This window comes from Actinoplanes missouriensis 431, from assembly GCF_000284295.1.
Classification (GTDB): Bacteria; Actinomycetota; Actinomycetes; order Mycobacteriales; family Micromonosporaceae; genus Actinoplanes; species Actinoplanes missouriensis.
Genome location: NC_017093.1, coordinates 1688602 through 1704042, shown reverse-complemented (window position 1 = coordinate 1704042; position 15441 = coordinate 1688602). Strand labels below are relative to the sequence as shown.

Sequence of the window (15441 nt, the reverse complement as noted above, 5' to 3'; positions counted from 1 at the left end):
CGGGCCCTCGCCCTTTCTGCCGCGGCCTGAGAGGGCCGCTGACGCCCTTCCGGGGGTACGGGGTGACCGCGCTCCCCACCCTCCCTCGCGTGTGGATCACAGGCCTGTTCCGCGCCCCGAGTCCCACGCGAAAGCCGCCGGCGTGTGAACGTCACCCGCAGTCCCACGTGGAGGCGAACAGCACGCCGCGTGTGAAGTCACCACCCCGGGACAGGGAAAGGCCCCGGGAACCACACGGTTCCCGGGGCCTTCCGCTGTGCAGTGAGGGGATCAGGCTCGGGCGAGGGTGCCCAGGTACAGCTCGATCACCTTCGGGTCGTGGATCAGGTCGCGGCCGGACGCCGTGTAGGCGTTGCGGCCCTGGTCCAGCACGTAGCCCCGGTTGCAGATCTGCAGGCAGCGACGCGCGTTCTGCTCGACCATGATGACCGTGACGCCGGTGTCGTTGATCTGCTTGGTGCGGAAGAAGACCTCGTCCTGCATGGCCGGCGACAGACCCGCCGACGGCTCGTCGAGCAGCAGGACGCTGGGCTCCATCATCAGCGCCCGCCCCATGGCGACCATCTGACGCTCGCCACCGGACAGGGAGCCGGCACGCTGCTTGCGCCGGGTTCCCAGGGCCGGGAACAGCCCCGCCACGAACTCGAAACGCTCCTTGAAGCGCTTCGGCCGCAGGAACGTACCCATCTCGAGGTTCTCTTCGATGGTGAGCGTGCCGAAGACGTTGTTGGTCTGCGGGACGAACCCGATGCCCTTGGCGACGAGCTTGTTCGCCTTGACGTTGGTGATCTTCTCGCCGCGCAGGGTGACCTCGCCGGATCGGATCGTCACCAGGCCGAAGAGGGACTTGAGCAGGGTCGACTTGCCGGCGCCGTTGGGGCCGATGATGCCGACCAGCTCGCCTTCCTTGGCGTAGAGGTCACAGCCGTTGAGGATGTTGACCCCGGGCAGGTACCCGGCGGTCACGTCGTCGACGCGGACCAGGGCGCCCTCGGCCGCGGTCAGGTGCTCGTCGCGGCCCTCGACCTCGTTGCTCGAGACTGCGTCACTCATCGGCCTTACCTCCTTCAGGCTTGTCCGAAGCCGGCTTGTCCGAAACAGCCTTCTCCGTCGCCGGCGCGGCCGCGGGCGAAGCCGACGCCGCCGGTGACGAAGCCGCGGCCGGCTCGTCCACGGAAGACGCTCCGGGCACCTCAGCCGCCACCTCGGCCGAGTCGTGCTCGGTGCCGTCGTGGTGCGAGCCGAGGTAGGCGTCGATGACCCGCGGGTCGGCCATCACCGTGTCCGGCGTGCCCTCGGCGATCACCTTGCCCTGGCCCATCACGATCACCCAGTCGCTGATGTCGCGGACCATGTCCATGTCGTGCTCGACGAAGAGCACGGTCATGCCGTCCTCGCGCAGGCTCTTCACGTGGCCCAGCAGGGACTGCGTCAGCGCCGGGTTAACACCGGCCATCGGCTCGTCCAGCATGACCATGTCGGGCTGCACCATCAGGGCCCGCGCCATCTCGAGCAGCTTGCGCTGGCCGCCGGAGAGGCTGCCCGCGAAGTCGGCCCGCTTGGCGTCGAGCTTGAACCGCTTGAGCAGGTCGTCGGCCCGCTCGGTGATCTCCTGCTCCTGCTTCTTCCACAGGCCGGGGACGAGCGAGCGCCAGAAGGACTCGCCCTTCTGCCCGGTGCCGCCGAGGCGCATGTTGTCGATGACCGACAACCGGGACAGCGCCTTGGTCAGCTGGAAGGTGCGGACCATGCCCTTCTTCGCGACCTTGTGCGCGGGCACGCCGGCGAGCGGGCTCCCGTTGAACTTCCACTCGCCCTCGTCCGGACGGTCGAAGCCGGTGAGCAGGTTGAAGAACGTGGTCTTGCCGGCGCCGTTCGGGCCGATCAGCGCGGTGATCGCACCACGCTGGATCTCGATGTGGTCGACGGAGACCGCGGTCAGGCCACCGAAGCGGCGGACGACCGAGTCGGCGACCAGGATCGGGTCGGGCTTGGCCGCCCCGGGCTCGTGCGGGACGTCCTTGAGCGCTTCGCGCGCCCGGAGCACACCGGGTGCGACCGAAGCCTCGGACGCGGCGGCGGGCGGAACGGTGACGTCATCGGCCATCGAGCATGACCTCCTTCTTGTCGCCGAAGATGCCCTGCGGGCGGAAAATCAGCAAGAGTATGAGGCCGAGGCCCACCAGGATGTACCCGACGGCACCGGCCTGCGTGCTGGTCATCAGCCAGGACGGGATGTAACCCTCCGCGATCGCCGGCGGCAGCACGGCGTTGACGAAGGTCAGCAGGAACCAGAAGATCATCGAGCCGACGACCGGGCCGAAGACGCGGGCCGCGCCGCCGAGGATCACGATCGTGTACATGTAGAACGTGAACTCGGTGCCGTAGGTGTCCGGCTGGATCGCCGCGTTCTTCAGGGCGATGATGAAACCGCCCAGCGAACCGAGGACGCCACCGAGGATCAGCGACTGCATCTTGTACGACACGACGTTCTTGCCGAGGCTGCGGACCGCGTCCTCGTCCTCGCGGATCGCCTTGATGACCCGGCCCCAGGGGCTGCGCATCGCCAGGAAGACGATCAGCAACGAGATCGCGACCAGCACCCAGCCGACCGTCATCACCCAGAGCTCACGAGCGTCGAAGCTGATGATGGTGCCGATGTCCAGCGAGGAGCTGTACGGGTTGACGGCGTAGAAGTCGTCCGAGAACGCCTGCAGACCGTCGGAGCCACCCGTCCACTCGCTGAGGGACACCGAGCGGAAGAGCAGGCGGACGATCTCCGCCGCGGCGATCGTCACGATCGCCAGGTAGTCGGCCCGCAACCGCAGCGTCGGAATACCGAGCAGCAGCGCCAGCACCACCGCACCGGCCAGGCCGACCGCGACGCCGACCCAGAACGGCAGACCGAACGTCGCCACCATCATCGCCATGCCGTAGGCGGCGACGCCGAGGAACGCGGACTGGCCGAAGTTCAGCAGGCCGGTGTAACCGAAGTGCACATTCAGCCCGATCGCTGCCAAGGCGTAGGCGATCATCGTGGCGTTGATCAGCGACTCCAGGGAGACGCCGAGAATGATGTCCCAGCTCATCGTGCCTCCCTCAGCCGATCCGCTCGCGACGGCCCAGGATGCCCTGCGGCCGAACCAGAATGATGACGATGAGCACGGCCAGCGCGCCGACGTTCTTCAGCTCGGACGGGATGATCAGCGTCGACAGCTGCGTGGCCAGGCCGATCACCAGGCTACCCAGCAGCGCGCCGAACGCCGTACCGAGACCGCCGAGGGTGACGGCGGCGAAGACGAGCAGCAGGATCTGGAACCCCATCTGGTAGTTCACGCCCTGGAAGATGCCGAGCATCGCACCGCTCAGCGCGGCGAGGGCACCACCGATCATCCAGACCAGCCGGATGATGGCGTCGACGTTGATGCCGGACGCCGCGGCCAGCGACGGGTTCGTCGAGACGGCCCGGGTCGCCTTGCCGAGGCGGGTCTTGACCAGCGCCAGCGAGACGACGATCAGCACCACGATCGCGACCGCGTCCATGATCAGGTTCTTCGGCGCGACGGCGATCAGACCCAGGTCGATACCGGGCTGCGCGACGTAATCGGCGTACTGCCGGGTCTGGCCGCCGAAGAAGTACAGGAACAGGTAGCGCAGCATCAGCGCCGCACCGATCGAGATGATCATCATCCCGATCAGGCCGGTCCGCCGGCCGCGCAGCCAGCCCCAGAAGAAGCGGTCCTGCAGCCATCCGAACAGGCCACCCAGCACCACGGCCGCCACGACGGACAACCACAGCGGGAGGTTCGCCGAGACGTTGAACAGGAACGCCATGAGCGCGCCGAAGGTGACCAGCTCACCGTGGGCGAAGTTGGTCAGGCCCATGGTGCCGAAGATCAGCGAGAGGCCGAGAGCGGCCAGCGCGATGATCAGGCCGAAATGGATACCGGTGTAGACGAGGTCGAGAACCCGGGACAGGTTCGACGACCCGGGGGCCTCCTCCTGCTCCTCGGCACCGGGTGCGGCCGCCGATCCGAGCGGGAACAGCACGTTACGTGCGGCGCCCTCGAAGACACTCAATGTGAGACTGGAACGGCCGGTGGTGACGGTGACACCCTGCGGGAGCGTCGCGGTGTCGAGGTCCACCTTGTAGGTGCCCGCCCCAGGGACCGGAACCGACCACTTCCCGTCAGCCTTGGAAGTCGCCTCACCGACCGAAGAGCCGCCCTCGTCCGCAACCTTGATCACGACGCCCGCCACTGGCTGGCCGGCATTGACCAAAGTGCCCTGTAACGTCTCGCCCTCGGCGAGGGCACTCGTGGCGCCCAGACCCAGGGAAGTGAACAGGAAACCGAGAACGGCCGTGAAGATGATCACGGCTCTACGCAACGATGCTCCTTGTGTTTAGCAGCAGAAATCCCCGCCAGACGTCTCGCGAAGGACTGGCGGGGATCATAGCCTGCTCAGGAGCGCTGCAGCCGGTCGTAACAGAGCCGTTACGAAGCCTCAATCTTTGGTCAAGTGCCAATCCGGCAGTGGTGGCTCGACAGCTGTCTAGCCAGCCGCCGGAGCCTCGTCCTCGGACTCCTTGAGGATCCGGTCGGCGACCTCGCGCATCGTCATCCGGTGATCCATCGCGGTCCGCTGGATCCACTTGAAAGCCTGCGGCTCGGTCATCGCGTACTTCGTCATGAGCTCGCCCTTGGCGCGCTCCACCGACTTGCGGGTCTCCAGGCGATCGGTCAGACCGGCCACCTCCGACTCGAGGGCGGCGATCTCCGCGTACCGCGAGAGGGCGATCTCGATCGCGGGCACCAGGTCGGATTTCTGGAACGGCTTCACCAGGTACGCCATGGCGCCGGCCTCACGGGCCCGCTCGACCAGCTCCCGCTGACTGAAAGCGGTCAGCATGACCACCGGGGCGATCCGGCCGGCGGCGATCCGCTCGGCGGCGGCCAGGCCGTCCATGATCGGCATCTTGATGTCCAGGATGACCAGGTCCGGCTTGAGGTCCTCGGCCAGGCGCACCGCGGTCTCGCCGTCGCCGGCCTCGCCGACCACGTCGTAGCCCTCCTCGACCAGCATCTCGGCGAGGTCGAGCCGGATCAGGGCCTCGTCCTCGGCGATGAGCACCCGCTTGCGCTCGGCACCAGCCTGCGTGTCGGCCACGGAAACCCCTACTCCCAGAACGTCGAAGTCGCGACACCCCGGTATGCGGGTACCGCCTCCCTAAGCCTAGTAGGTAGGCTGTCGTGGACTCATCCGGGCGTGACCATCTCACGTCCTGATCAGTCGTGCCACGATGAGTGGCTGGCCCCTGTATTCCAACTGGCAGAGAAGATGGTCTCAAACACCATACAGTGTGGGTTCGAATCCCACCGGGGGCACCAAATCAGCACTTCAGCGGCGCTCTGACGCCGGTCGATCAGCCGCGTCCCGTTCCGCGCGGGCTCACCGGAATTCCGGCCGGAACAATAAGAACGCCTTTTCGACAACCGACTTGTCAACGGCCGGAAAACCGGTCTTCGAGACGGGCCGCGAACCCCCGTACCGCGAATCTGAGCGAACGCCGCGCCACGGCTCGCACTGGATGCTGTCATGACAGGGACAGCTTCAGCGGGAGGCCTCATGTTGTGGTCCGGATCTTCGCCTCTGACCGTCGCACGCGGGAGTATGTGGGGCTTCCTGATGTTCGCGGGCGCGGCGTGGCTGGCGGTCGGCTGGGCGGTGATGCGCCTGGAACCGATCGACATCGCCGCGGTGGCCGGTCCGATGATCCTGTTCGGTGCGGTCTGCGAGATGCTGCGCGCGCTGGCCGGCACTCGTACCTGGTGGTTGAACGCGGCCCTCACCGTGATCTTCGGCGCGACCGGCGCCGTGCTGATGACCACGCCCGACTCCACGTACGCGACCCCGGCCTCACTGGTCGGCTGGTACCTCATGGTCCGCGGCGCGGTGGACGTCGCCGTCGGGATCATGACCCGCGGCTCGGACCGGGTGTGGAGCCTGATCGTCACGATCGGCGTGCTGGAGACCGGCCTCGGCTACTTCTCCGCCGGACCGTTCGCCCGGACCGCCGATCTGATCATCGTGACGCTCGGCGCCCTGGCCGTCCTGCGCGGCGTGGCCGACCTGGTCACCTCGCTGCGGCTGCGGGAGGTCGCGCACACGATGCGCAAGAACGTCCTGGAGCTGCCGCCGGAACGCTCGGCCGGCCTCACCGGGTACACCGCGGGCCGCACCGACTACGAGTCGACGCCGTCGCGGGCCCGGCATCGGGCCGAGGACGCATCGGACATCCCGGCGGTGACGCCCCGGGGCGGGACCGGCGAGATCCCCGGCGCCACGTACCACGACCATGTGCTGCGCACCACGGCCGACCTCGACGCGATGCTGCTGCAGGCGGGCATCACCGGTCCGCGGGCCGGTGCCCGGCACGCCGAGCCGGCCGATCTGCCGGCGGTCCCGGACACCGCGGAGGGTGTCACCGCCACCGAGATCGCGCCCGCCGGGAAGGTCGGCGACGACGGCAAGACAGCAGGCTGAGAACTCTGTTCCCCGGCCCCGCCGGTGGTGGATCCGCAGACGGCCAGTCGCCGGGCCGGGATCCACGACCGGCGGGGTGCCCCGATGAGAGGTCAAGCCCCGACGCGGCGGAGCAGGCCCTCCTGGACGGCGCTGGCGATGTGCCGGCCGTCCCGGGTGAACATCCGGCCACTGGCCAGACCGCGAGCCCCGCTGGCGGACGGGCTCGCGCTGTCGTAGAGGAACCACTCGTCGGCCCGGAACGGCCGGTGCAGCCAGAGCGCGTGGTCCAGGCTCGCGCCGATCACTCCGCCCGGGCCCCACACCTCGCCGTGCGTGGAGAGCACCGCGTCGAGCAGGGACAGGTCCGACGCGTACGTCAGCGCGCACGCGTGGATCAGCGGGTCGTCCGGCAGCTTGCCGTTGATCCGCATCCACACCCGCTGCTCGGGCTGGACCTCGCGGTCACCCGGCGGCACCCAGCCCGGCACGCCGAGGTACCGGACGTCGACGGCCTGCGGGGAGGACTTGAACATGCCCATCCGCTCCGGGTAACGCTCCACCCAGTCGCGCATGGTGGGCACGTCCTCCGGTGCCGGCACGCCGGTCGGCGGCGGGGTGTGGTGGTCGAGCCCTTCCTCCGGCATCTGGAACGACGCCGACATGAAGAAGATCGTCTTGTCGTGCTGCTTCGCGGTCGAGCGGCGCACCGAGAACGACCGCCCGTCCCGGATGGTCTCCACGTGGAACGTGATCGGGACGCTCGGGTCGCCGGCCCGGACGAAGTAGCCGTGCAGGGAGTGCACCTGCCGGTCCGGGGACACCGTCCGGCCGGCCGCCACCAGCGCCTGCCCGGCGACCTGTCCGCCGAACACGCGCTGGGCGCCGGTCTGCGGGCTCTCGCCCCGGAAGGTGGCCGGGTCGACCTGCTCCAGATCGAGCAGATCCAGAAGCTGGTCGACCGCGGCCTGTCCCTGAATCGGCAAGGTCACACCGTGGCCGGGTCGACGAGCGAGCCGAGCTGGTGCACGCGCAGGGTGTTGGTGGAGCCGGGCGCGTTCGGCGGGGAGCCGGCCACGACGACCACGTAGTCGCCGGGCTTGGCCAGGCCGAGGCCCAGCATCTTGGCGTCGACCTGACGGAACATGTCGTCGGTGTGCTCGACGAAGTCGGTCAGGAAGGTCTCGACACCCCAGCTGACGGCCATCGTGTTGCGCACCTCGGAGACCGGGGTGAACGCGTAGAGCGGCAGGTCGCAGTGGAGGCGGGCGAGCCGGCGCACGGTGTCGCCGGTCTGCGAGAACGCGACAAGCGCCTTCGCGCCGATGTTGCGGGCGATCTGCGAGGCGGCGACGGTCAGCGCGCCACCGTGGGTCCGCGGGTCGTGCTGCAGACGCGGGACGCCCATGCCACCGGCCTCGGTGGTGGTGACGATCTTCGCCATGGTGCTGACGGTGAGCACCGGGTACTTGCCGACGCTGGTCTCGCCGGAGAGCATCACGGCGTCGGTGCCGTCGAGCACCGCGTTCGCCACGTCGGAGGCCTCGGCGCGGGTCGGGCGCGAGTTCTCGATCATGGAGTCGAGCATCTGGGTCGCGACGATGACCGGCTTCGCGTTCTCCCGGCAGAGCTGCACGGCACGCTTCTGCACCAGCGGGACCTGGTCCAGCGGGAGCTCGACGCCGAGGTCACCGCGGGCGACCATGACGCCGTCGAAGGCGAGCACGATGGCCTCGAGGTGCTCGACGGCCTCCGGCTTCTCCACCTTGGCGATGACCGGGACCCGGCGGCCCTCCTCATCCATCACCGCGTGGACCAGCTTGATGTCCTCCGGCGAACGGACGAACGAGAGCGCGACCAGGTCGACGCCGAGCTTCAGCGCGAACCGCAGGTCCTGCTCGTCCTTGTCGCTCATCGCGGGGACGCTGACCGCGACGTTCGGCAGCGAGACACCCTTGTTGTTGCTGACCGGGCCACCCTCGGTGACCAGGCACTGGATGTCCTTGCCGTCCTCGACCCCGGTCACCTCGACCGCGACCTTGCCGTCGTCGATCAGGAGCCGGTCACCGGCCTTGACCTCCTGCGGCAGCTTCGTATAGGTGCAGGAGACGCGGTCCTTCGTGCCCAGGATGTCGTCGCTGGTGATGACGACGCGGTCGCCGGTCTCCCAGCGGTGCGGGCCATCGGCGAACTTCCCCAGCCGGATCTTCGGGCCCTGGAGGTCAGCGAGGATCGCGACGGCACGGCCGGTCTGCTCCGCGGCGGAGCGGACCAGCTCGTACATCTCCTTGTGGTTCTCACGGGTGTCGTGGCTGAAGTTCATCCGGGCCACGTCCATGCCCGCCTCGACAAGGCCGAGCATGCGCTCCGGCGACTTGGTGGCGGGTCCCATCGTGCAGACGATCTTTACGCGGCGTGTCACGGCCATCAGGCTAGTCCTTCTCCCCGGTCGGCTCGGCGGCCGACCCCCGGCAACGTCATGAACTGCGGGTGTCGACGGCGAGGTCAAACCCGCGTCCACACGGGTGAGCTGCGTCGTCCGGCGGGCGTCGGCGACCGCGGGGTTCAGCTTATCGGTCGGCTTCCGGCGTCCGTCGGCACATGCCGGACCCCCATCCGGGTACGGGCGGACAGCCGCTCACCTTAACGCTCGGTAACCACCCGCGGAATTTACTTCGAGAGCGCGCAAAATGGCGTTTCCCGGCGGCCCCGGAAATGACGGCGGCCCGCCGCGGAAAATGCGGCGGGCCGTCGTGACGGAATTGCTCAGACCGAGAGCGGCCGCGAATCCGATCGCACCGGAGCGGGCAGTTCGCCGGCCGCGCCCAGGTAATCGTGGATCGCCGCGGCGGCGGCCCGGCCCTCGGCGATCGCCCAGACGATCAGCGAAGCGCCCTTGTGCATGTCACCGGCGACGAACACGCCGTCCGCCTCGGTCTGCCACTGCCGATTGGCGTCCAGCACGTTGCGCCGGTTGCGCTCGAGCCCGAACTGGGCGAGGAGCGGCTGATCCTCCGTACCCTCGAAACCGATGGCGAGAAGGACCAGGTCGGCGCGCAACTCGCGCTCCGAACCCGGCTCGACGACCACCGTGCGGACGCCGTCGATGCGCTGCACCTGGACGTTCGCGATCCGGATGGCGGTGAGGTTGCCGTCGGCGTCGCCGACGAATTCCTGCACGGCCACGCCGAACACGCGGTCGCCACCTTCCTCGTGCGCGGCGTAGTTGCGCAGGATCAGCGGCCAGGTCGGCCACGGGTCGTTGAGGCCGGTCCGCGCCTCCGGGGGCAGCGGGTACTGGTCGAGCTGGGTCACCGACGCGGCGCCCTGGCGGTGCGCGACACCGAGGCAGTCGGCGCCGGTGTCGCCGCCGCCGATGATGATCACGTGCTTGCCCTTGGCGTCGATCGGCGTGGTGTCCTGCAGGCCGGCGACGATCCGGTTCGCCGGGACCAGGTGCTCCATCGCGAGGTGCACGCCCTTGAGGTGGCGGCCCGGCGTGTCCGGGGTGTCCCGGCCGGCCAGCGCGCCCGCGGCCAGCAGCACCGCGTCGTAACGCTCCCGCAGGTCGTCGGCGGTGACGTCGGCGCCGACGTTCACCCCGGTCTGGAAGACGACGCCCTCGGCCTCCATCTGCGCGAGACGGGTGTCGATGACATCCTTCTCGATCTTGAAGTCGGGGATCCCGTACCGGAGGAGGCCGCCGATGCGGTCGTCGCGCTCGTAGACCGTGACCGCGTGACCGGCTCGCGCCAGCTGCTGGGCGGCCGCCAGGCCGGCCGGACCGGAACCGACCACCGCGACCGACTTACCGGACGACGCCGGGGCCGGCTGCGGCACGAGACCGCGCCCGAAGGCGTGGTTCGCGATCTCCACCTCGACCTGCTTGATGGTCACCGGGTCGTCGGCGATGCCCAGCACGCAGGCCGCCTCGCACGGCGCCGGGCAGAGCCGGCCGGTGAACTCCGGGAAGTTGTTGGTGGCGTGCAGCGACTCGATCGCCGACTCCCAGTTCCCGGTACGGACCAGGTCGTTCCAGTCCGGGATCCGGTTGCCGAGCGGGCAGCCGTCGTGGCAGAACGGGATGCCGCAGTCCATGCAGCGGGTGGCCTGGTCGCGGATGAGCTCCTCGCCCGCCGGCGGGTACACCTCTTTCCAGTCCATGATCCGCAGCGAGACCGGGCGGCGCTTCGGCAGCTGCCGCTCGTAGCGGAGGAAACCGTTCGGATCAGGCACTGGTAACCCCCATGACCGCCTCGTCCACATTGCGACCGGCGGCTTCGGCGGTCCTGATCAGTTCCATCACGCGCTTGTAGTCGCGCGGCACGACGGCGGTGAATCGCTCCACCGCGACGGCCCAGTCCTTCAGCAGCCTGCCGGCAACCGACGAGTCGGTCTCCGCGTGGTGCTTCTCCACCAGCGAGCGCAGCACGTCGCGCTCCTCGGCGGTCAGCGGCGCCAGGTCCACCAGCTCCGGGTTGACCAGCGACGCGTCCAGGTCCAGCACGAACGCCTTGCCGCCGCTCATGCCGGCCGCGAAGTTGCGCCCGGTCGCACCGAGCACCACCACGACACCGCCGGTCATGTACTCACAGCCGTGGTCGCCGACGCCCTCGACGACGGCCTGGCCGCCCGAGTTGCGCACGGCGAACCGCTCGCCGACCCGTCCCCGCAGGAACACCTCGCCGCCGGTGGCCCCGTACAGGATGGTGTTGCCGGCGATGGTGTTCTCCTCGGCGACGAACGACGCGTCCTCGGCCGGGCGCACGATCACCCGCCCGCCGGAGAGGCCCTTCGCCACGTAGTCGTTCGTGTCGCCGATCAGCCGCAGGGTCACGCCGCGCGGCAGGAACGCGCCGAACGACTGGCCGCCGGTGCCGCGCAGGGTGAACGAGATGGTGTCGTCGGGCAGGCCGTTACCGCCGTACCGCCGGCTCACCTCGCCGCCGAGCATCGCGCCGACGCTGCGCTGGTCGTTACGGACGACGACCTCGGCGCGGACCGGCGTGCCCTTGATCAGAGCCGGCTGGGCCAGCGCGATCAGCTCGTTGTCCAGCGCCTTCTCCAGGCCGTGGTCCTGCGCCACGATGCCGCGCCGGGACGCGCCCTCGGGCAGCTCCGGCACGTAGAGCACCGGCGCCAGGTCCAGCCCCTTCGCCTTCCAGTGGTTGATCGCCGGAACGACGTCGAGCACCTCGGCCTGGCCGATCGCCTCGTCGATGCTCCGGAAACCGAGCTCGGCCAGGATCTCCCGGACCTCCTCGGCGAGGAACATGAAGAAGTTCTCCACGAACTCCGGCTTGCCGGTGTAGCGCTCGCGCAGCACCGGGTTCTGCGTGGCGATGCCGACCGGACAGGTGTCCAGGTGACAGACCCGCATCATGATGCAGCCGGAGACGATCAGCGGAGCCGTCGCGAAACCGAACTCCTCGGCGCCGAGCAGCGCCGCGATCACCACGTCCCGGCCGGTCTTGAGCTGACCGTCGACCTGCACGGTGACCCGGTCCCGCAGCTTGTTCAGCAGCAGCGTCTGCTGGGCCTCGGCCAGGCCGAGCTCCCACGGGGTGCCGGCGTGCTTGAGCGAGTTCAGCGGGGACGCGCCGGTGCCGCCGTCGTGGCCGGAGATCAGGATGACGTCGGCCTTCAGCTTCGCGACACCCGCCGCGACGGTGCCGACACCGATCTCGCTGACCAGCTTCACGTGCACCCGGGAGGCCGGGTTCACCATCTTGAGGTCGTGGACCAGCTGGGCCAGGTCCTCGATGGAGTAGATGTCGTGGTGCGGCGGCGGCGAGATCAGGCCGACGCCCGGCGTGGCGTGCCGGGTCTTGGCGACCCACGGCCACACCTTGTTGCCGGGCAGCTGGCCGCCCTCGCCGGGCTTCGCGCCCTGCGCCATCTTGATCTGCAGGTCGTCCGCGTTGACGAGGTATTCGCTCGTCACGCCGAAGCGGCCGGAAGCGATCTGCTTGACCGCGGAACGACGCTCCGGGTCGTACAGCCGCTCGACGTCCTCGCCGCCCTCACCGGTGTTCGACTTGCCGCCGATCCGGTTCATCGCGATGGCCAGGGTCTCGTGCGACTCGGCGGAGATCGAGCCGTAGCTCATCGCGCCGGTGGCGAACCGCTTGACGATCTCGGACGCCGGCTCGACGTCGTCGATGCTGATGGCGGGCCTGTCCGACTTGAACCGGAAAAGACCACGAAGGTGTCCGGCCTCGGCGGCCAGCGTGTCCACCTTTTCCGTATATTTACGGAAAACGTCGTACTGCTTGGACCGCGTCGCGTGCTGCAGCAGGAACACGGTCTCCGGGTTGAACAGGTGCAGCTCACCCTCGCGACGCCACTGGTACTCGCCGCCGACCTCGAGACGCCGGTGCGCCCGCTCGGCCGGGTTCGCCGGGTACGCCTTCTCGTGCCGCGCCTTGACCTCGGCGTGGATGCCGGCCAGACCGACGCCGCCGATCCGCCCGGACGTGCCCGCGAAGTACCGCTGGAGCACCTTGTTGTCCAGGCCGACGGCCTCGAACACCTGGGCGCCGCAGTACGACGACACCGTCGAGATGCCCATCTTGGACATGATCTTCAGGACGCCCTTGCCGAGCGCCTTGACGTAGTTGCGGACCGCCGTGCGCGGCTCCACGCCGACGAGCGCGCCTGTCGCGATCAGGTCGTCCACGCTCTCGAAGGCGAGGTACGGGTTGACCGCCGCCGCCCCGAAGCCGATCAGCGTGGCCACGTGGTGGACCTCACGGCAGTCACCGGACTCGACGACGAGCGCCACCTGGGTACGGGTCTGTTCCCGTACCAGATGCTGGTGAACCGCCGCGGTGAGCAGGAGCGACGGGATCGGCGCCAGATCGGCGTTGGAGTCGCGGTCGGAGAGCACGAGGATGCGCACCCCGTCCTCGATCGCCTCCGAGACGTGCCGGCAGATCTGCGTGAGCCGGGCCTTGATACCGGCCGCGCCGTCCCGCAGCGGGTACAGGCCGGAGACCCGCACCGCCTTGAAGCCGGGCAGGTCGCCGTCCTCGTCGATGGAGAGCAGCTTCGCCAGCTCGTCGTTGTCGATCACCGGGTACGGCAGGACCACCTGACGGCAGCTGGCCGGTCCCGGGTCGAGCAGGTTCGCCTCCGGGCCGATCGTCATCGAGAGGCTGGTCACCAGCTCCTCGCGGATCGCGTCCAGCGGCGGGTTCGTCACCTGGGCGAAGAGCTGGTGGAAGTAGTCGAACAGCAGCCGCGGCCGGGTGGAGAGCGGCGAGATCGGGGTGTCCGTGCCCATCGAGCCGAGCGGCTCCGCGCCGGTCCGCGCCATCGGGCCGACCAGGATCTTCAGCTCCTCCTCGGAGTAGCCGAAAACCTGCTGCCGCCGGGTCACCGAGTCGTGGGTGTAGATCACGTGCTCGCGGGCCGGCAGGTCGCCGAGCTCGATCAGGCCGGCGTGCAGCCAGTCCGCGTACGGCTCGGCGGCGGCCAGCTCCTCCTTGATCTCGGCGTCGTGCACGATGCGACCGGCCGCGGTGTCGACCAGGAACATCTTGCCGGGCTGCAGGCGGCCCTTCGCCACCACGCGAGCCGGGTCGACGTCGATGACGCCGGCCTCGGAGCCGAGCACCACGAGACCGTCGGCGGTGTGCCACCAGCGACCCGGGCGCAGACCGTTGCGGTCCAGCACCGCGCCGATGATCGTGCCGTCGGTGAACGCCACGGCGGCCGGGCCGTCCCACGGCTCCATCAGGCTCGCGTGGAACCGGTAGAACGCGCGGCGCGCCGGCTCCATCTCCGGGTCGTTCTCCCACGCCTCGGGAATCATCATCAGCACGGCGTGCGGCAGGCTGCGGCCGGCCAGGTGCAGCAGCTCCAGCACCTCGTCGAAGCTCGCCGAGTCGGACGCCTCCGGCGAGTTGATCGGGAAGAGCCGCTTGATGTTGCCCGGGATGTTCGGGGAGGAGAGCAGCGCCTCGCGGGCCGCCATCCAGTTCTTGTTGCCCCGGATCGTGTTGATCTCACCGTTGTGGGCGATCAACCGGTACGGGTGGGCGAGCGGCCACGACGGGAACGTGTTCGTGGAGAACCGGGAGTGGACCAGCGCGATCGCGCTGTCGACCCGGTCGTCGGTCAGGTCCGGGAAGAACGCCGGCAGCTGCTCGGGCGTGAGCATGCCCTTGTACGTGATGGTCCGCGAGGAGAGCGACGGGAAGTACATCGCGATGCCACGCTGCGACGTCTCCCGCTCGGCCTGCTTGCGGATGCAGAACGCCACCCGGTCCAGCTCGATGCCGGACAGCTGCTCACCGGCGGGGCCGGCGGCCGAGGTGGAGAGCCGGTGCGCGGCGAGGAACACCTGGCGGATCGCCGGGCGCGCGTCCTCGGCCGTGGCGCCCAGGTCGGACGGGTCCACCGGGACGTCACGCCAGCCGAGAACCTCACCGCCCTCGACGAGCACGTACTTCTCGAAGATCTTGATAGCCCGGGCCGCGTCGTCGGGGTCCGTCGGCAGGAACACCAGACCGGCGGCGTAGGCGCCGGCCGGAGGAAGCTCGAAGCCGGCGGCCGCGCGGAAGTACGCGTCCGGAACCTGGATCATGATGCCGGCGCCGTCGCCGGTGTTCTGCTCGGCGCCACGGGCGCCCCGGTGGTCCAGGCGAATAAGCGCCGAAAGGCCCTTGGCGACCACGTCATGGGAGCGACGTCCGTGAATGTCGGCAACAAAGGCCACACCACACGCATCACGCTCGTACGCCGGGTCGTACATCCCCTGGGGGTGCGGATATGCCACCGGGCCTCCTGTCGTCACTGGTGTTTCATTCTGAGGTCGGGACGACGTCGGCCCTGCAAAGTCTCTCGAGTCTACGTTAAGAGACACTGATCTCCGCCAGATGCGGATTGGTCACACCTCGCACCGATAGGCGG

The 15441-nt window shown here is 69.1% G+C and carries 10 protein-coding genes and 1 tRNA gene; 2 read left to right on the top strand and 9 right to left on the bottom strand.

Annotated elements, in window-relative coordinates:
* Positions 1-270: 270 nt before the first annotated feature.
* The 5 genes from AMIS_RS07955 to AMIS_RS07935 all read right to left on the bottom strand — a co-directional run bounded on the left by AMIS_RS07955 (position 271) and on the right by AMIS_RS07935 (position 5169).
* Positions 271-1053, bottom strand: coding sequence for an ABC transporter ATP-binding protein (locus AMIS_RS07955; RefSeq protein ID WP_014441697.1), 783 nt, complete (start codon positions 1051-1053; stop codon positions 271-273).
* Entirely contained in the window at positions 1046-2107 is a 1062-nt protein-coding gene (locus AMIS_RS07950) for an ABC transporter ATP-binding protein (RefSeq protein WP_014441696.1), read from the bottom strand. The genes AMIS_RS07955 and AMIS_RS07950 overlap by 8 nt, the downstream gene beginning before the upstream one ends.
* Positions 2097-3089 (bottom strand): branched-chain amino acid ABC transporter permease, encoded by a 993-nt coding sequence (locus AMIS_RS07945; protein ID WP_014441695.1) that lies wholly within the window; start codon positions 3087-3089, stop codon positions 2097-2099. The genes AMIS_RS07950 and AMIS_RS07945 overlap by 11 nt, the downstream gene beginning before the upstream one ends.
* A gap of 10 nt (positions 3090-3099) precedes the next feature.
* Positions 3100-4389: a branched-chain amino acid ABC transporter permease gene (locus tag AMIS_RS07940; RefSeq protein ID WP_197537996.1), complete on the bottom strand. Its 1290-nt coding sequence runs from the start codon at positions 4387-4389 to the stop codon at positions 3100-3102.
* Between the two features lie 165 nt (positions 4390-4554).
* Positions 4555-5169, bottom strand: a complete 615-nt coding sequence (locus tag AMIS_RS07935; RefSeq protein ID WP_014441693.1) for an ANTAR domain-containing response regulator — start codon at positions 5167-5169, stop codon at positions 4555-4557.
* Positions 5170-5313: 144 nt separating this feature from the next.
* Here AMIS_RS07935 and AMIS_RS07930 point away from each other — a divergent pair.
* Both AMIS_RS07930 and AMIS_RS07925 read left to right on the top strand, forming a co-directional pair.
* Positions 5314-5390 (top strand) — tRNA-Leu (locus AMIS_RS07930).
* A 283-nt stretch (positions 5391-5673) separates the two neighbouring features.
* Positions 5674-6546 (top strand): HdeD family acid-resistance protein, encoded by an 873-nt coding sequence (locus AMIS_RS07925; protein WP_014441692.1) that lies wholly within the window; start codon positions 5674-5676, stop codon positions 6544-6546.
* A 92-nt stretch (positions 6547-6638) separates the two neighbouring features.
* Here the strand turns inward: AMIS_RS07925 and AMIS_RS07920 are convergent, their stop codons facing one another.
* The 4 genes from AMIS_RS07920 to gltB form a co-directional block, all read right to left on the bottom strand.
* Positions 6639-7517: an acyl-CoA thioesterase gene (locus AMIS_RS07920; protein ID WP_014441691.1), complete on the bottom strand. Its 879-nt coding sequence runs from the start codon at positions 7515-7517 to the stop codon at positions 6639-6641.
* Positions 7514-8953, bottom strand: a complete 1440-nt coding sequence (gene pyk, locus AMIS_RS07915; RefSeq protein ID WP_014441690.1) for a pyruvate kinase — start codon at positions 8951-8953, stop codon at positions 7514-7516. Before pyk ends, AMIS_RS07920 begins: the two co-directional genes overlap by 4 nt.
* Positions 8954-9291: 338 nt before the next feature.
* Positions 9292-10761, bottom strand: a complete 1470-nt coding sequence (locus tag AMIS_RS07910; RefSeq protein ID WP_014441689.1) for a glutamate synthase subunit beta — start codon at positions 10759-10761, stop codon at positions 9292-9294.
* The gene (gene gltB / locus AMIS_RS07905) at positions 10754-15283 is read right to left on the bottom strand and encodes a glutamate synthase large subunit (RefSeq protein WP_083888588.1); all 4530 of its coding nucleotides are present in this window, start codon (positions 15281-15283) and stop codon (positions 10754-10756) included. Before gltB ends, AMIS_RS07910 begins: the two co-directional genes overlap by 8 nt.
* Positions 15284-15441: the final 158 nt, after the last annotated feature.